Origin of the sequence: Streptomyces sp. CoH27 (assembly GCF_020181035.1) — a bacterium.
GTDB lineage: Bacteria > Actinomycetota > Actinomycetes > Streptomycetales > Streptomycetaceae > Streptomyces > Streptomyces camelliae.
On the sequence record NZ_JAIQYY010000007.1, the window covers coordinates 275,188 to 292,571 of the forward strand.

Consider the following 17,384-nt stretch of genomic DNA (forward strand, 5'->3'; position numbering starts at 1 on the left):
TCTTGTTCTTCTGACGCCCGGCCCCATGCGGGAGCACACGGGGCCGGAGTCGGTCACGCGGTGGTCAGGAGACGGTGCCGGTGACCGTGTCACCGGACCTGGTCACGTGGTAGGTGACGGAGGCCCCGCTCCAGAAGTCGAACTTCAGGGTCACGGTGGCGCCGTCGGTGAGGGTCTTCAGGTAGTCGGAGGTCAGCCGGATCGCGCCGTTCGGGTAGTCCGGCGTGAAGTGGGTGTTGAACTCCTGGTACGGGGTCCAGGAGTAGGGGCCGGCGTTGCTGCCGTCCGCGTACCGGGACTCCATGGCGGCCAGCACGTCGCCCTTGAACTGGGTGGGGATGGTCAACGAACTGGTCGTACCGGTCGCCTCGGACTGCACCGGCAGGTCGTTGCTGATCACGTGGAACGTCCACGGCACGCCCCGGGAGAACCGCGCCTGGAAGGTGGCGTTCTCGCCGTACGCCCGGTCGCCGCCCAGCCGGGTGAGCAGCGAGGGGGTCAGCGTGAGCTGGTCACCGGACACCGCGTAGTCCACGCCGGGACGCAGCCGGGTGTGGCCCTGCCACAAGCCCCGGAAGGACAGGCCGTTGAGGTTGAGGGTGACGGTGTGCGCGGCGACCGGCGTGGACTTCGGCAGGAACACCTGGTCGGTGGACGCGGTGCCGGAGCGGGTGTGCCAGCTCGCCTTGAGCAGCGCGGTCAGCTCGGGGTCGCGCCACTGGAGGGTGTTGCGGTTGAGGAACGAGCCCGCGTCCCACAGCGCGGTGGTGATGCCGTTGATCCGCGCCTCGTAGCCGAGCTGCTCGAAGTACTTGAACGCCTCGCCCCGCTCGATCTGGTCGGGCTTGGTGAAGTCCGGGTAGGACAGCGTGCCGTACTCGCCCAGGTACACCGGGATGCCCTTGGCCACGAAGACGTCGTGCACCGCGGTGAAGTCGTCGATCAGGTCCTGCTGGGTCTGCTGGTTGTAGGTGGTGAAGCCGCCGTTGTTCACGGAGAAGGGCCAGAAGCTGTAGTAGTGCACGGTCGCCCCGAGGTTCGGGTCGTGCAGCCTGGTGATCGTCGTGTACAGCTCGCCCATCTTCTGCGGGGTCGGGCTGGTGTTCTGGTCGGGCAGCAGCAGGACGCGGGTCGCGTTACGGCCGCCGGACTGCCGCACGATGGTGTGGAACGAGGTGTTCAGCTCGTCCATCGCCTGGGTCTTCTGCGCATCGGTGGCGTTGTCGCTGAACTGCGGCTCGTTGACGCTCTCGAACAGCAGCTTGCGCGGCTCGTCCTTGAACGCGGCCGCGATCTGCTGCCAGGTCGAGTCGAACCGGGCGAGCACCGCGTCGTGGTCGGCGGTGGTGATGTTCTTGATCCACTGCCACGAGTCGTGGTGCACGTTCAGGTCCACGTACAGGCCGTCCGAGATGGCCCAGTCCACGACCTGCCTGACCCGCGCCATGTACGTCGGGTCGATCGTGTAGGGCGCGGTGGTGTCCTGGTGGCTGCTCCAGGTCACCGGTATCCGCACGCTGCGGTATCCGGCCGCCCGGACGGTGTCGAACACCGCCTTTGTGGTCAGCGGGCTGCCCCAGGACGTCTCGGCCGGGAAGGCGTCGAGGGTGTTGCCCAGGTTCCAGCTCGGCTGCATCGCCGCGACCACGGATTGCGCGCTGGTGGTGGCCTCCCCGTTCGCAGCGGTGCTCGCGGTGGTGCCGGCCAGGGCAGGGGCGTTGCCCGCACCAACCGTGGTGATCAAGGCCAGGGGGAGGCTCGCCAGCAGCCACAGCCGCCGGCCGGCTCTCCCCGGGCGGGGTGTTCCGGTCATGTTCGGTGCCTCTCGATCGTCGGGATGTGCTCGTGCACGCGGGTGCCGGGCACGGGTTCTGGGGACGGGTGCGGCGCTCAGCCGATCTGCTCGTAGTCGAACCAGTCGACGTGGACGGTTCCGGCGGCGGCGTAGACGCCGATGACGCGGCCGGTGAAGCCGCCGGCCACCTCGGTGGAGACGTACCGGCCGTCCAGCGCGCCCAGTGCGGTGAACGTGCCGTCCGGCTCCTCGAAGCCGAGCGTGACGAGGTCCGGTCCGGTGCCCAGGCCCAGGTCCTGCGGCGAGGTGATGTCCATGCGCAGCACCACCGGGCCGTCCGGGGCGGGACGCGAGCCGAGCACGCTGCGCAGCCCGCCGATCCGGGCCACCGCGCGGACCTCGCCGTCGGCGACCTCCACCTCGTAGTGGTGCCGTTCGTCGAGGCGTACGGCCAGGCCGCCGGCGCCCTCGGCGGGGTCCAGCAGGGCGCGGCTGCGGCACGTCAGGTGCTGCTGGCGGCGGCCGACGAACACCACGTCCTTCTCGTCCATCGAGGCGCCCCGGGCGCGCAGGGTCAGCCAGCCGGGCCGCTCCCGGGTGGTGATCAGCTCGGCCGGGCGGTCGCGCAGCGAGATCCACTGCGGCGCCAGCCGCTCGGCGTCGAAGTCGTCCCGTGCGGGTGCGGTCGCGGGGTGCAGCGGCCAGTTCGGCGCGGGCAGCGCGAGGTCCGGCGAGCCGACCACCGGCCAGCCGTCCACCCAGGTCACCGGGGCGAGAAAGGTCTCCCGGCCGAGCACGTGCCAGCTCGGGGTCGAGCCCTGCGGCCGAACACCCAGCAGCACCAGCCACCAGGAGCCGTCCGGGCCCTGCACCAGGTCGGCGTGGCCGGTGTTCTGCACCGGGTGCGCGATGCCGCGGTGGGTGAGGATCGGGTTGTGCGGGCATGGCTCGAACGGGCCGTTCGGCGAGGTGCCGCGGGCGATCGAGGCGGCGTGCGCGCGTTCGGTGCCGCCCTCGGCGATCAGCAGATACCAGTAGTCGCCGATGTGGTAGAGGTGCGGGGCCTCGGGATAGAGGGAGCCGGGGCTGCCGGACCAGATCTGGCGCGGCTCGCCGGTCACCTTCCCGGTGGTCGGGTCGAGCTGGACCTGCTGGACCCCGGCGGAGGTGCACCAGCAGGTGCCGTCCTCGTCCCAGGCGAGGTCCGGGTCGATGCGGGGCACGTCCGGCAGCCGGATGGGGTCGGACCACGGGCCGGCCGGGTCGGTGGCGGTGACCAGCAGGTTCCCGTAGCCGCTGACGTTGGTCACGATCAGGTGGAAGCGGCCGTCGTGGTGGCGCAGGGTGGGCGCGTAGACGCCGGCCGAGGACGGCGCGTCCAGCGGCAGGACCAACTGCTCGGGCCGGTCCAGCACGTTGCCGATCTGCGTCCAGTGCACCAGGTCGCGGCTGTGGAAGATCGGCACGCCCGGGAAGTACTCGAAGCTGGAGCAGGCGAGGTAGTAGTCGTCGCCGACCCGGCACACCGAGGGATCGGGGTGGAACCCGGGGATGATCGGGTTGCTGACGGTGGCGGTCGCCTGGTGCTGGTCGGACACGCTTGTTCCTCTCCGGGGGCCCGCCGGCCCTGTTTCTGGTCGTCGTTCGACGTGGGGGGGGCGGCCCGGCGAGGCGCGGGGCCGCCCGATGCGGTTCAACTGACAGGTGTCAGCCGAACGTCCACTGCTGGTTGCTCTGGTTGGAACCGCAGGCCCAGAGCTGCACCTTGGTGCCGTTCGCGGTGCCGAACCCGTTCACGTCCAGGCACAGCCCCGTCTGCACGTTGGTGACCGTGCCGTTGGAGTCGACGTTCCATTGCTGGTTGGCGCCGCCGGTGCACTGCCAGATCACCGCGGCGGTGCCGTTCGCCGTTCCGGCGCCGGAGTCGTCGAGGCACATCGGGGTGGAGGTGCTGGCGTAGAGGCGGAACTCCTTGGCGGAGGTGCGCGTCAGGGTCTGGGCCGTACCGCCGTTGCAGTCCCAGATCTGGGCCTGCGTGCCGGCGGTGGTGGTGCTGTTGTTGATGTCCAGGCACTTGCCCGCGCCGACCGCGTGCAGCGCGCCGGTGCTGCCGCCGGTGCCGCCACCGCTGCTCGGGTGCATCTGCACCACGACCACCGAGTACGGGGGGATGGTCTGGGTGGTCCCGGAGCCGCTGGTGGACGACGTGATCGAGGTGCCGTTCTTCTGGTACGTGTACACGGTCGGGGCGGCCGAGGACGGCGTGAACCCGTTGTAGGACAAGGACACCGTGGTGCTGTTGTTCGGGTCCTTGTTGATCAGCATCACGTTCACGTCGCCGTTGCCGCGGTGCACCGCGTGCGCGGAGATCAGCGGGGTGGAGCTGCTGGTCTGGATCAGCGAGTCGCCGGACTGGGCGAGCTTGCTGATCATCGAGATGCCGTAGTACGGCGCGAACGGGGTGTCCACCGCCGGCTCGCAGGACGCGCCGCTGGACAGCACGCCCCCGTCGCCGTAGTCGGTGGCACCGTCCACCGTGGTCACCTGGGAGCAGTCGGTGCCGTTGTGCATGGCCCAGTAGTCGACGGTGAACGCGCCGTTCTCCGCCCAGGTCAGCATCTGGTCCGGGGCGAACAGCCCGTTCGGGGCGGTGTCCTTGTCCCTGTCGGCGTTCGTCTCGGTGATGGCGATGCCCACGTTCGGCGCGTTGCTGCCGGCGTACTGGTTGATCAGCGACCGCACCGTGCCGGCCATGTGCGGGGCGCCCGCCTGCGGCTTGGTCAGCAGATCGGCTTCGCTGGTGCTGGTCGGGTAGTCGTGCACGATCACGAAGTCGATCTTCGAGCCGGCGATGGACAGGACCGTGTGGTTCCAGTCCTGGGTGTCACCGGGGCCGACGATGCCGTCCGGCCAGCTCCCGGGTGTGGTGAGCACCGCCCCGATCTTGATGCTGGGGTCGACCGCCTTCATCGCCGAGATGAACTGAAGGAGGTTGGTGGCGTAGGTGGTGGCGCTGTGGCTGGAGTGCTTGTCCGTCTCCCACTGGGCGCCGTACTCGCCGTTGCCGGGGATCTCGTTGCCGATCTCCCAGTACTTGACGCCGTAGCCCTTGGTGATGTTGGCGTACTTCACCCAGGCCGCGGCCTCGTCCGGCGTGCCCGACCCGTAGTCCGCGGTGATGATCGGCTGCGTGTTCGCCGCCCGGACGGTGGCCATGAACGAGTCGAAGTCGGTGTTCGGGGCGACGTAGCCGCCGTCGACGGTGTTGGTCTGCCAGTGGTAGACGTCGGCGTCGCTGCCGCCCGGGTAGCGCCACATCCCGATACCGGCGTTGTGGAGCAGGCCGGGGATGTCCGAGCGGTTCATGTTTTGGTCGTAGACCTGGGTGTTCAGGCCGGGGACGGTGGACGAGTAGTTCGCCAGCCAGTGGCTGGTGTCGACCGTCACCGTCGCCGAGGTGGTTGCGGTGGTGGCCGCGGTGGCGGCCGGGGCGGCGGTGAACGCGCCGACGGACAGGGCCGCGACGGTGAGGGACAGAGCGCCGGCTATGGCGAGCAGGCGTTCTCGTCCGGCTCGGAGGAACCGTTTCACGAAACCCTCCATTGGGTCGTGGTTGGGTGTGGGGGGTAGTGCTCCCGTCCGCGGAAACGGCGGGCTTCCAGCCGTGCGCTCGGGCACGGCAGGCTGGGTGGGGGGAGCCCTCATCGCACTGTGGGGCGGCCCCGTGGGGTGGGCGCCGGTCGGTTCAGGGGTGGGCGCGGGTCAGTTCAGGCGGAGCAGGACGGCCGACGGGGCCGTGGGCAGGGTCAGCGTGAGTTCCGCCGTACCGGGGTTCCAGGCGGTGGTGACGCGGCTTTCAGCGGGGAAGACCGGTGTCGCGACCACCGGGGTGTCCCGCAGGTGCGGCAGGTGCAGGGTGGTGGTCGGGCCGGCGCCGGGGCGGCGCCACGCGGTCAGGTAGGTGGTGGCCGGGGTGCGCAGGGCCAGCGCCACCCAGGGGTCGTCCCAGGCCGGCAGGCCCAGCGGCCACACCGGCAGCGCGCCCGGCAGGTCGGCGCGCAGGTCGCGGTAGACCGCCACCGCCTGGTGCACCAGGGCGCGCGCCTCCGGTCCCAGGCCGGCCAGCTGTCCGGACAGGTGGATCCGCCCGAGCAGCGCGCTCACCAGCGTGAACGCCACCTCGTCCGGGGTGTCGTCGGGCTGCGGGTAGGCCCACACGGCGCCCTGCTCTGGGGTGACGGCGGTCGGCGCGGCAGCCGCGATCGGCGCGTAGAGCAGCAGGTTCTGCTGGTCGCTGGTGGACAGCAGTTGCATACGGGACAGCAACGCGTGGTCCGCGCGCATGCCGCCGGACGCGCAGTCCTCCAGCACCAGGTGCGGGTGCCGGTCCAGCACACCGTCCAGCCAGGCCAGGTGCGCCCGGTGGTGGCCGAGCGCCCCGGCGGCCGGGACCTCGGCGGGGTGGCCGGAGGTTCCGGTGCCGGCGTCGATGTTGTGGTCCAGCTTCAGGTAGCCGACGCCCCAGTCGCCGACCAGTCGGTCCACCACGGCGTCCAGGTGGGCGCGGGCGGCCGGGTGTCGGAGGTCGAGCTGGTACCGCCCGGTCTCCACCACCCGCACGCCGTCGCGGCGGAAGAAGGCCTCGTCCGGCAGCGCGGTGGCGATCGGGCTGCGCACCCCGACCACCTCGGGCTCCAGCCACAGGCCGGGCACCATGCCGCGCTCGCGGATCCGGTCCAGCACCTCGTGGATGCCGCGCGGACCGGGGAACCGGGTGGTGGACGGCTCCCACTCGCCGACGCTGTCCCACCAGCCGGCGCTGTCGTCGTACCAGCCGGCGTCGATCACGAAGTACTCCGCGCCGGCGTCCGCGGCGGCGTCCACCAGCGGCAGCAGCTTCTCGGTGGTCGGGTCGCCCATCAGGCAGTTCATGTAGTCGTTGAAGATCACCGGAAGGTTCTCGTGGTCCGGGTGCGGGCGGCGGCTCGCGCGGCGGTAGCGGGTCAGCGCGCCGAACGCGTCGTCCAGCCGGTCGCCGAACGCCACCGACACCGGCACCGCGCGGAACTCGCCGCCCGGTTCCAGCGGGTGCCGCCAGCCGTGGTCGCCGTCGGTGGGGCCGGACAGCGCCAGGTAGGCGGTGTCGTGCCGTTCGCCGCAGTCCCAGCGCCAGCCGCCGCCGTTGTGCTCGACCTGCCACACCCAGGCGCGGCCGGACGCGCGGTCGGACAGCGCGCCCATCGGCAGGTGTCCGCAGGTCGACCAGGTGCCCTGCCCGGCCAGCGCGAACGAGCCCTTGCCGTACCCGTACCGGACCCGCCCGCTGAGCTGGGGCAGCGCCGCCCGCAGCGGCCGGCGCTGCCAGCGGAGCTCGGCGAGCCAGTCGTTGTCGGCCCACCACACGTCGGCGGTGTCCAGGTCGACGTCGGTGATGCCGCCGAGGGCCAGCGAGGTCACCGATTCGAGGTGCAGGGTGCCGGTGCCCTCGTTGCGCAGCGTCACCTCGGCGCGCAGGGCCGGCACGCCGTCCGGGGACCGGTACACCACCTCGGCGACCAGCCCGGTGTCCGGGTCGTGAAGCGCCACGGTGAGCACATGCCACCCGCCCTCGCGGGTGACGTGGTGCGCGCGGTGCCGCAGCCGCGCGCCGAGGGCGCTGTCCACCAGGCGGTGGCTGGACCAGAACCGGCCGTGGCCGGTGGCGGTGACCTCGACCAGCGGCAGCGCGCCGTCCCCGGCCGGGTCGGAGGGGCCGTCCAGGTCGAGTCGGGTGGTGCCGTCGGCGGCGATGCGCAGGTCGAGCCGCAACGCGTCGTGGCCCCAGCTGAGGGTCTGGTGGGTCGGCGTGGTGGTCACAGCGCCACCTCCGCCCCGGCATCCGCGGCGTCGCGGACAGGCGGCCGCTCGCACACGTGCAGGTGGTCGCGCGGGATCGGGTACGCCCCCTCGCCGTACGACGAGACCTCGTTGTCCAGGCCGGTCATCGCCGGCTCGGGCGTCCGCTCGGGGCCGCGCGAGCTGTGCTGGGGCGCGGGCGGGACAGCGGGAGCCCCTGGTCCCACAGGGGGGTGAAGGTCGTCAACGTGCGGGGACATACAGGGCTTCTCCTCAAGTCTGGGGCCGGGAAGGCCCGCTGCCGCGGGCGCGCTCGACCGGCACCGCGCGGGTGCGGTGGGCCGGGTTCGGGCCAGTGCCGGTGCTACCGCGGCGCGGAGTCGGTGCTCTGGCGGACTGTCAGGGTCGGTGTCAGCAGGACGCGTTCGCCGGTCGGTTGTTCGCCGCGTTCGGCCGCGGTCATGGTGTGCCGGGCACAGGGCGACGACGGAGGCGTCCTCGGGGACGGTGCGTCCGCTGGTTCGCAGCAGGTTGAGCAGGGGGCCGATCGCCGCCTCGTTGGGCGCACGGGGCCGCTTCCGGTCTGCGGGGTGGTACGGCGGCCGGTCACGTCAGCCCTTGATCGCGCCGGTCAGCACGCCGGTGCGGAAGTGCTTCTGGACGAACGGGTAGACGATCAGGAGCGGGACCAGGGTCAGCACCACGACCGCCATCTGCAGGGACAGCGGCGCGGTGTGGGCGTGGGCGCTGCCGAAGCCGGCGTTGACCGAGCCGGGCAGGCCGACGTCGCGGTTGACGTAGGTGAGCAGGACGTACTGCAGCGGCCACTTCTGGCTGTCGGTGGGCATGTAGAGCATCACGTTGAAGAAGGCGTTCCAGTAGCTCACCGCGTAGAAGAGAGCGACCACGGCGGTCACGGCGCGCGAGGTGGGCAGGACGACGGACCACAGGATCCGCCAGTCGCCCGCGCCGTCGAGCCGGGCCGCGTCGATGAGCTCGCCGGAGGTCTCGGAGTAGAAGGCGCGCAGGACCAGGATGTTGAACACCGAGACCGCGCTGGGCAGGATCAGTGCCCAGTACTTGCCGTAGCCGCCGAGGTCGGTGACGACCAGGAAGGTGGGGATCAGGCCGCCGTTGACGAACATCGTGACGATCAGCAGCAACAGCAGGAAGCGGTGTGCGAAGGAGCGGGGCCGGGACAGGCCGTAGGCGCACATGACCGACACGGCCATCGAGACCGCGGTGCCGATCAGGGTGACGCCCAGGCTCACCACCAGCGAGGTCCGCACGGTCGGGTCCAAGAGCATCTCGCGGTACGGCTCCACGGTCAGGCCGTCCGGCCAGATCACCAGGCCTCCGGCCCGGTTGATCGCCCCGGGAGTGGAGAAGCTGGTCACCAAGATGATCCAGACGGGGACCAACACCACCGCGACGACCCCGGTCAGGGTCAGCACCTTGACGGTCTGTCCGACGACGGTGGGCGGTTCCTCCCACGGCGGGCGTGCCGATCCGGCCTTGTTGCCGCGGGCCTGAGCCGCCGCTCCGGCGCGGGTGGGGCTGATGCTGAGGGTGTTGGTCATGCGCGGTACAACCCGTCTTCGCCGAAGGCGTGTGCCAGCTTGTTGGCACCCCAGATGAGCAGCAGTGAGATCACGCTCTTGAACAGCCCGGCAGCCGCTCCGTAGCTGTAGTTGTTGGTGGCGATGCCGTAGTAGAAGGAGAAGGTGTCCAGCACGTCCGCGGACGAGTGGCCCACCGCGTCACGCTGGATCAGGAACTGCTCGAAGCCCACCGACAGCGCGTTGCCCAGCCGCAGGACCAGCATCAGCACGATCACTCCGCGCATGCCGGGCAGGGTGATGTGCCACATCCGCCGCCAGCGACCCGCGCCGTCGGCTGCGGCGGCCTCGTACAGCTCCCTGTTGATGCCGGCCAGTGCGGCCAGGAAGACGATGATCCCCCAGCCGGCCTCCTTCCACACCGCCTGGCCAGTGACCAGCAGGGCGAAGGTGTGCGGGTTGGTCATGACGTCCCATGTGCTCATGCCGTGCGAGCGCAGGTACTGGTTGAGCAGGCCCGCGCCGCCGAGCATCTGCTGGAAGATGGTGATCGTGAGCACCCACGAGAAGAAGTGCGGCAGGTAGACCACGGACTGGATGAGATTGCGCACCCGCGTGCTGAGCACCGTGTTCAGCAGCAGGGCCAGCACGATGGGGATCGGGAAGAACAGGATCAGCTGGACGAAGCTGAGATAGATCGTGTTCTTCAGCGAGTCCCAGAACTGCGGGTCGTGGAACAGCTGGCGGAACTGGTCGAATCCCACCCACTGGCTGTGCCAGACCCCGATCAGCGGGTCGTAGTCCTGGAACGCGGTGGCCAGGCCGAACAGCGGCGCGTAGTTGAAGACCAGCAGCAGCGCGATCGAGGGCACGGTCATCAGGAGCAGCGTCTTGTCGCGCCGTATCCTCATCCGCCAGTTCAGCCGCACAGGGCGTCCCGTGTCCTGCGGCTGCTGGACGCTCACTGGCCGGTCCCGACCTTGTCCAGGACGTTCGTGGTCATCCATCGCGTCAGGCGGTCACCACTGCTGGACTTCCAGCTGGAGATGGCCGCCTGGACGTCGGAGACCGTCTTCTTGCCGTGGTAGCAGTCCTTGATGGTGTCCTCCACCGACTGTGCGGCGGCGGCAGTCGCCAGCGACTGCGACAGGCTGATGTTCACGTTCCAGAACAGCGGCTTGTACGCGTACTTGACGTTCGCGGCCGCCCAGCCGGTGTAGTCCTTGGTGACGACGTCGGCGCCCTGGTTGCTGATCGCGGAGGTCGGCGAGGCCAGGAAGGGGTAGGTGGTCGCCTGGACGAACTTCTGGCCCTCCTTGGTCGCCGTCGGCACACCGTTGTTCATCGTGTAGTGGACGCCCTCGACACCGAAGTTGACCATGGTGTACTCGCGCGTGCCGTAGGGCGCGGCCAGGTAGTTGGCCACCGACAGTAGTTCCTCGATCTGGGCCGGCTTCAGGCGCTTGTTCAGGTAGCTGATCATGCTGGCGGAGGGATTGAGGAAGATGCTCGGGGTGCTCTTGCCGTCGGCGGCGAAGATGTTGAACGCGCCGCGGCGGTAGTGCGTGTCCGCGGCGGTGCCCGACTGGTAGTCGGCAAGGTTCCACGCGCCGAGGCCCCCGCCGGCGATCAGCACCTTCCCGGAGTAGAACCGGGTGCCCTGGCCGGCGCCGTTCCCCGCCAGGGCGTCGGGGTGCATGAAGCCGGACTTCGCCAGGCGGTAGTGCCAGTTCATGGCCTCCAGGAACTCCGGCACCTCGTACTTGTGGACCAGCTTGCCGTCCACCAGCTTCCACTGCGCCGGTACGCCCCAGAAGAGGGAGAGGTAGGTCCACACGTCGTCGAAGGCCCACACACCGCGCTTGGCGTCGGTCAGCTCCTTGCCCAGGTTCCACATGTCGTCGGCGGACTTGACCTGGTCCGCGGTGATCCCCTTGGCCTCCAGGCTGTCACGGCGGTAGAAGATGGCGCCGGCGAGCGAGAAGTTGGTGGAGCCGCAGGGGATTCCGTAGATCTTGTCGCCCCACGCGCAGGTCTGCCAGGCGCCGGTGGGCAGGGCGGCGAGGTTCGGGTACTTCTTGACCTTGTCGCCGGCCAGGTAGGGGGTGAGGTCCGCGAGTTGGGTCCCGGCCAGTTCACCGGTGTTGAAGGCGTTGTTCCACCAGGCCGGCAGCTGGATCCAGTCGGGCAGGCGGCGCGCGGCGGTCATGGTGGGGACGATGGTGTTGTAGTTGTTGCCATCGGCCGGCTTGACGGCGAGGTCGACGCCGAGGGCCTTGTTCATGGCCTGATAGAAGGAGTTCCCCGCCGGGGGGACGGTCCCCCACAACGGGGTGACCGCGGTGTAGCTGCCGCCCTTGCCCGGCACTCCGGAGACCGTCGCGACCTGGTCGGTGGGGTAGCGGAGGAACCCCGGGTCGGTCGCCGCCCCGTTGCCGCCACCCGACACGGACGGGATGTCCGGCTTCACGGCCGTGCTGGGCACGTAGGCCGGCAGCGCCGCCTTCAGGCCCGTCTTGGTGTTCGCACCGGTCTTCTGGTGCGTGCCGCCCCCGCAGGCGGACAGCAGCGGCGCCATCGCGGCGGCTCCCGCGACCGACGCGGCCGTACCGATGAAGGTTCTGCGATTCAGCTGACTGCTCATGTGGAGGCGGCCCTTCCCCAGTGAAGCGTCGAAGCGCTTAGACGATGGGCGGGACCGTATCGACCGCTCTCCTACCGGGCAAGAGGAGAAACAAAAGCAAAAAATCCTTTCTGCTTTCGTTGACAGCCCAGACGGCCTCGTGGCAGCGTCGATGCGCTTCGACTTCAGTTCCATCCCACGTGCTAGGGGTCAGCTGCGTGAGCCAACCATCCGTCTCCGCTGTCGAAAACTCTCCGTTCCAGGATCCGGCGCTGCTCTTGCGGACGCGTGTCGGCGACTTGCTCGAACGACTCACCCTCGACGAAAAGCTCGCGATGCTGCACCAGTACGCTCCCGCGGTGCCGCGTCTGGGCGTCGCGGCGTTCCGCACCGGGACCGAGGCGCTGCACGGTGTGGCCTGGCTGGGCGAGGCGACCGTCTTCCCGCAGGCGGTGGGGCTGGGCGCGACCTGGGACGAGGAACTGGTGCACCGGGTTGCCGAAGCCGTCTCGGTCGAGCTGCGCGCCTTCCACCACCACCGCCCGCCCGCCTCCGGCCCGGGCACCAACAGCCTGCAGGCGTGGGCCCCGGTGGTGAACCCGCTGCGCGACCCGCGCTGGGGCCGCAACGAAGAGGGTTACTCCGAAGACCCCGTGCACACCTCGCGGCTGGGCACCGCCTACTGCCAGGGCCTGGCCGGCGACCACCCGCACTACCTGCGCGTCGCCCCCGTCCTCAAGCACTTCCTCGCCTACAACAACGAGGACGACCGCTGCACCACTTCCTCCGGGCTGCGCCCGCGCGTACTGCACGAATACGACCTGGCCGCGTTCCGGCCCGTCGTCGCCTCCGGCGCGGCCACCGGCGCCATGGCCGCCTACAACCTGGTCAACGGCCGCCCGTGCCACGTCAGCCCGCTCATCGAGGACGAACTGCGGCGCTGGGCCGTCCCCACCGGCCACGAGCTGTTCGTGGTCAGCGACGCCGAAGCACCCTGCAACCTCGTCGACCCCCAGCACTACTTCGACGACCACCCCCAGGCCTACGCCGCAGCCCTCAAGGCCGGCATCGACAGCTTCACCGACCATGAACAGGACAGCGCTGCCGTCATCGGCTGGCTGCGCCAGGCCATCGAGCGATCCCTGATCGACGAGGACGACGTCGACCGCGCCGTACGGCGGCAACTCGAACTGCGTTTCCGGCTCGGCGAGTTCGACCAGCACCTCGATCCGTACGCCGACATCGGCCCCGACGTCATCGACCACCCCCGCCACCGCGAGCTGGCCCGGCTCGCCGCGACCGAGTCGGTGGTGCTGCTCAAGAACGACGGACTGCTGCCCCTGGACGCAGCCCGCACCCCGACGATCACCGTCATCGGCCCGCTGTCCGACACTCTGTGCGAGGACTGGTACAGCGGCACTCTGCCCTACCAGGTCACCGCCGCCGCAGGGCTGGAAGCAGCACTCGCCGATCAGGGCGGACACGTGGTCCGGGTCGAGGGCTGCGACCGCATCGCCCTGCGCTCGCGCACCACCGGCGAACTGCTCGGCAAGACCGCCTTCGACACCGTTGACTGGGGCGAAGGCGCACTGACACTGCGCGATGCCGACACCGGCCGCTACCTGAGCGTCAAGGACGACGGCCACCTGGAAGCCGACCAGCAACAGCTCAAGTCCTGGTTCATCCACGAAACGTTCCGCATGGAACCCGACCCTGCCGGCGGCCCCGACGCCGTGCTGCTGCGCAACGTCCTCACCGGCCGCTACGCCGCCATCGACCCCGCCGACGGCGCGGTGAGGATGACGGCCGAGACCCCGCAGACCGCCGAAACCTTCCACCGCGAACTGCTCCGCGACGGCATCGCCGAAGCACGGACCGCCGCCCAGAGCGCCGACGTCGCCGTCGTCGTCCTCGGCAACCACCCCCTGATCGGCGGCCGCGAGACCCAGGACCGGGCGAACATCGCACTGCCCGAAGGACAGCAGGAACTGCTGCGGGCGGTCGCCGCCGTCCGCCCCCAGACCGTGCTGGTCGTCATGAGCAGCTACCCCTACGCCCTGGACTGGGCCGACACCCACCTGCCCGCCGTACTGTGGACCTCACACGCGGGACAGGAGGCTGGCCACGGCCTGGCCGCTGTCCTGCTCGGCGAAACCGACCCCTCCGGGCGCCTGCCCCAGACCTGGTACCGGGGTGAGGACGAACTCCCCCACCCACTCGACTACGACATCGTCAAAGCCGGCTGGACCTACCAGTACCACCGCACCCCACCCCTCTACCCCTTCGGCCACGGTCTGTCCTACACCGACTTCACCTACCACGACCTGCGCCTGTCCGCAGCGTCCATCGACCCCGACGGCGCGGTCGACATCTCGGTCACCCTGACCGACACCGGCACCCGCCCCGGAAGCGAAGTCGTCCAGCTCTACGTCCGCGCGACGGACGCCCGCTATGAGGCGCCCCGGCTGCGGCTCGCCGACTTCGCCAAGGTCCGGCTCGCCCCGGGCGGAAGCCAGGAGGTCACCTTCCACCTGACCGCCGAACAGCTCGCCCACTGGGACGTCACCACCGGAGCCTTCACCACCGACCCGGGCACGTACGAGGTCCTCATCGCCCGGTCCGCCGAGGACGTCGTCCTCACCGCGCCCCTCACCGTCACCGGAACCGCTCCCGGACCACGGACAGTTGTCGATCACCGCACCAGGGCCGCCGACTTCGACGACTACGAGAACCTCACACTCGTCGACGCCACCCGCACCACCGGCGACGCGATCACCCCCAAGGACCCCACCAGCCCCGCCACCACCCTCTTCCGCTCCGCCGACCTGACCTCCGCGGTCCGCCTGGAAGCCGAGGTCGCGCGCGCGGACACCGGGCCGGGCGAGGCTCTCCTGGAACTCAGGGCCGACGAACGCCTCCTCGCGGCCCTCCCCGTGCCGATCACCGGCGGCCGCTACACGTGGACGACCGTCACCCAGGAGTTCCCCGCACCGCTGGACGGCGTGCACGACCTGCACCTCACCCTGCACGGGGACTTCCGGCTGGCCGCCTTCCGCCTCACCTCACCCCACGCAGTCGCGGACTGAGACCGGGCGGCCCGCCCCCTAGGGGGCGGGCCGCGTCGGGCTACCGCAGGAAAGTTTCGTCGCTTGCGGGCGGAGAGAGCTAATATGACGTGGGTGGGTGCCTGGTCCGGCTGTGCGGCAACCGCAAAGGTGCCGCACACGCACGGCAGGGCTGCTGGTCGCTCGGCCGGCCATGGGGGGCGGCGAGGACGCGAAGGATCGGAAGACGGCTTTGGCTGACGACGCAGCGGAACGACTGGCGGATGGTGGCGAACGCCCCGGGGGTGACTCCTCCCGGCCGGTGACGATCGCTTTCATCGCCGAGTCGGCGGGCGTATCGGTTCCGACCGTCTCGAAGGTGCTCAACGGCAAGTCGGGGGTGTCGCCCGGCACGCGTGCCCGCGTCGAGGAGCTGATCGACCGGTACGGCTACCGCAAGCTCTCGGGGGCCAACCGCAACAACGTGGTGGAGCTGGTGTTCCGCGAGCTGGAGAGCATGTGGGCCGTGGAGATCATCCGGGGCGTGGAGCGGGTGGCCAGCAAGCATCGCGTGGGGCTGATGGTCTCGCGCTTCGGCCTGCACGACTCACCCGCTCCATCCTGGGACGACACCGTGGCCCGCCGCCCGAACTGCGTGCTGTCGGTGGCGCAGCTCTCCGAGGCCGAGCGTGAGCAGCTCCAGGCGAAGGGCATTCCGTTCGTCGTCTTCGACCCGACCCGTGAACTGCCGGACGACGTCCCCTTCGTAGGCGCCACCAACTGGTCCGGCGGCCGGGCCGCGACCCGCCACCTGACCGAGCTGGGCCATCGCCGCATCGCGATGATCAGCGGACCGCAGGACGTGCTGTGCTGCGCCGCCCGGCTGGACGGCTACCGCTCGGCGCTGCAGGCCGCCGGTCTGCCGGCCGATCCGGACCTCGTGGTCCACGCCAAGCTCACCCGGGAGGACGGCTACGCCGCGGCACAGGACCTGCTGTCCCGGCCCGACCGCCCCACCGCGATCTTCGCCGCGAACGACCTCCTGGCGCTCGGGGTCTACCAGGCCGCGCGCGAAGCCGGCCTGCGCATCCCCGAGGACCTGAGCGTGGTCGGTTTCGACGACCTGCCGGCGGTCTCCTGGGTGGACCCGCCATTGACCACCGTCCACCAGCCGCTGACCGAGATGGCCATCGCGGCGACCGAACTCGCACTGACCCTCGGCCGCGGTGAGCAGGCACCCCAGACCGGGCTGGAGATCGCGACGACCCTCACCGTACGGGAGAGCACGGCGCCACCGAAGGACTGACGGCTCCACCGCCGGACCGTGTGCTCGCCTCTCCGGCGAGGGAGCCCGGCGGACCGGGTGCATCGACGGGAGCGGCAGGCGCGGGCGACAGCCTGGTGGCGACTGCACCAGCGGGACCGGATCAGTGCACCGGCGCCGCGGTCCGCAGGCCACCTTCCCCGCAGGCGACGACCGACCACGTCCCGGTGGACCATTTCAGCGATCCGCTGTGGGGTCAGGCCGAGCGGCACGCTCCTGAATCCGGACTCACCCGAGGCTGGGGCACCCGCTGCACCCGCTGCACCCGCTGCACACGCCGAGCGGCGGCTTTCTGATCTCATCGCCGGCACGGTTCAGCCGAACGGGTCGGGGACCACGAAGCTGCCGACGGCGGCAGCTGCGAACACGGACGGCTCCTCGGCTGCGGGCGATGCCGTACGGGACTGTACCCAGGGTCCTGGTAGCCCCCGCATCACCTGGCTCTGCTCTTCTCCGACATGGGCGCCCAGAAGGCCGTCGTCCACCACCTTCATCAGCGGTCGCCCTCCTGCCGATGCGCTCACGGTCCTCCAGCCGCTGGATCCGATCGGGGGGTTCCTCTCCAGTAGCGGCCCGTCCGATTGCGGTTACAACCTCGTGAACTTAGCTTCAGGACGTCGGTTTTGTTCCGATAAGGCCAACATCATTCCGTATGTTGACCTTCCCGTGGCATCGAACGGAGCATTCATGTCGGTGATGACCGGTATCCAGCCCCAGCAGCAGTTCGGCCAGCAGATCGGCGCCCCGCAGGGCCAGCTCGCACAGGTGGTCCAGCAGGCCATCCAGCAGGCGTGTCAGCAGGCGAGCCAGCAGATCGCGCAGCGCATGCAGCAGGCGCTGCAGCAGATCCAGCAGGTCCAGCAGCAGCTGCAGCAGCAGGGCCTGGCCCACCACGCGCACCCGTACCTCGCGGTCGCGCTGCACCACACGCTCCACCAGGGCGTTCGCAGCGCCGTGGAGCAGTCCGTGCAGCAGGCGCTGCCGACGGCGATCGTGACGCTGCTCCAGCAGAGCCAGCAGGGTGTCCAGGGCATGCAGGGCGTCCAGGGCATGCAGGGCCAGCAGCCGTGGGGCGGCGGGTACGGCCCGCAGTCGTACGGCCAGCCGTTCCCGCAGTACCAGCAGCCCGGCTTCGGCTTCGGTCCGATGGGTCAGCCCTTCGGCATCGGCTGACATCCGGCGGCGCGCGATGCGGTGTGCCCAG

12 protein-coding genes are annotated in these 17,384 nt (G+C 70.3%); 3 read left to right on the plus strand and 9 right to left on the minus strand.

All coding sequences use genetic code 11. The annotated features are described in order from the left end of the window. Positions 1 to 64: 64 nt before the first annotated feature. The 8 genes from LE548_RS13715 to LE548_RS13755 all read right to left on the minus strand — a co-directional run bounded on the left by LE548_RS13715 (position 65) and on the right by LE548_RS13755 (position 11,833). Positions 65 to 1,813 (minus strand): cellulase family glycosylhydrolase, encoded by a 1,749-nt coding sequence (locus LE548_RS13715; protein ID WP_225097074.1) that lies wholly within the window; start codon positions 1,811 to 1,813, stop codon positions 65 to 67. A gap of 77 nt (positions 1,814 to 1,890) precedes the next feature. Next, entirely contained in the window at positions 1,891 to 3,393 is a 1,503-nt protein-coding gene (locus LE548_RS13720) for a glycoside hydrolase family 43 protein (RefSeq protein WP_225097075.1), read from the minus strand. Positions 3,394 to 3,502: 109 nt separating this feature from the next. Then, complete coding sequence (locus LE548_RS13725) at positions 3,503 to 5,386, minus strand: RICIN domain-containing protein (protein WP_225097076.1); 1,884 nt, start codon at positions 5,384 to 5,386, stop codon at positions 3,503 to 3,505. 171 nt (positions 5,387 to 5,557) lie between these two features. Beyond that, positions 5,558 to 7,651: an alpha-galactosidase gene (locus tag LE548_RS13730; RefSeq protein ID WP_225097077.1), complete on the minus strand. Its 2,094-nt coding sequence runs from the start codon at positions 7,649 to 7,651 to the stop codon at positions 5,558 to 5,560. Then, positions 7,648 to 7,890: a hypothetical protein gene (locus LE548_RS13735; RefSeq protein WP_225097078.1), complete on the minus strand. Its 243-nt coding sequence runs from the start codon at positions 7,888 to 7,890 to the stop codon at positions 7,648 to 7,650. The genes LE548_RS13730 and LE548_RS13735 overlap by 4 nt, the downstream gene beginning before the upstream one ends. Before the next feature lie 351 nt (positions 7,891 to 8,241). Next, positions 8,242 to 9,210 carry a carbohydrate ABC transporter permease gene (locus LE548_RS13745; protein ID WP_225097079.1) on the minus strand — a complete coding sequence of 323 codons (969 nt, stop codon included), beginning with the start codon at positions 9,208 to 9,210 and terminating at the stop codon, positions 8,242 to 8,244. Further along, positions 9,207 to 10,154 carry an ABC transporter permease gene (locus LE548_RS13750; RefSeq protein WP_374116076.1) on the minus strand — a complete coding sequence of 316 codons (948 nt, stop codon included), beginning with the start codon at positions 10,152 to 10,154 and terminating at the stop codon, positions 9,207 to 9,209. Before LE548_RS13750 ends, LE548_RS13745 begins: the two co-directional genes overlap by 4 nt. Next, entirely contained in the window at positions 10,151 to 11,833 is a 1,683-nt protein-coding gene (locus tag LE548_RS13755; RefSeq protein ID WP_225097080.1) for a Tat pathway signal sequence domain protein, read from the minus strand. The genes LE548_RS13750 and LE548_RS13755 overlap by 4 nt, the downstream gene beginning before the upstream one ends. A gap of 257 nt (positions 11,834 to 12,090) precedes the next feature. Here LE548_RS13755 and LE548_RS13760 point away from each other — a divergent pair, with 257 nt between their 5' ends. Continuing rightward, positions 12,091 to 14,898 (plus strand): glycoside hydrolase family 3 protein, encoded by a 2,808-nt coding sequence (locus tag LE548_RS13760; protein WP_225097081.1) that lies wholly within the window; start codon positions 12,091 to 12,093, stop codon positions 14,896 to 14,898. A gap of 280 nt (positions 14,899 to 15,178) precedes the next feature. Then, a complete protein-coding gene (locus LE548_RS13765) occupies positions 15,179 to 16,162 on the plus strand; it encodes a LacI family DNA-binding transcriptional regulator (protein WP_225097082.1) in 984 nt (327 codons plus the stop codon). 332 nt (positions 16,163 to 16,494) lie between these two features. On the opposite strand, the gene LE548_RS13770 is transcribed toward LE548_RS13765, so the two are convergent. After that, positions 16,495 to 16,674, minus strand: coding sequence for a hypothetical protein (locus LE548_RS13770; protein WP_225097083.1), 180 nt, complete (start codon positions 16,672 to 16,674; stop codon positions 16,495 to 16,497). A 193-nt stretch (positions 16,675 to 16,867) separates the two neighbouring features. On the opposite strand from LE548_RS13770, the gene LE548_RS13775 reads away from it, so the two are divergent. After that, the gene (locus tag LE548_RS13775; RefSeq protein ID WP_225097084.1) at positions 16,868 to 17,353 is read left to right on the plus strand and encodes a hypothetical protein; all 486 of its coding nucleotides are present in this window, start codon (positions 16,868 to 16,870) and stop codon (positions 17,351 to 17,353) included. Positions 17,354 to 17,384: the final 31 nt, after the last annotated feature.

Excerpts from the sequence above, each read along its gene's own strand:
- LE548_RS13775 (WP_225097084.1), top strand. The coding sequence starts at position 16,868 with ATGTCGGTGATGACCGGTATCCAGCCCCAGCAGCAGTTCGGCCAGCAG.
- LE548_RS13715 (WP_225097074.1), bottom strand. The coding sequence starts at position 1,813 with ATGACCGGAACACCCCGCCCGGGGAGAGCCGGCCGGCGGCTGTGGCTG.
- LE548_RS13735 (WP_225097078.1), bottom strand. The coding sequence starts at position 7,890 with ATGTCCCCGCACGTTGACGACCTTCACCCCCCTGTGGGACCAGGGGCT.
- LE548_RS13745 (WP_225097079.1), bottom strand. The coding sequence starts at position 9,210 with ATGACCAACACCCTCAGCATCAGCCCCACCCGCGCCGGAGCGGCGGCT.
- LE548_RS13770 (WP_225097083.1), bottom strand. The coding sequence starts at position 16,674 with ATGAAGGTGGTGGACGACGGCCTTCTGGGCGCCCATGTCGGAGAAGAG.
- LE548_RS13755 (WP_225097080.1), bottom strand. The coding sequence starts at position 11,833 with ATGAGCAGTCAGCTGAATCGCAGAACCTTCATCGGTACGGCCGCGTCG.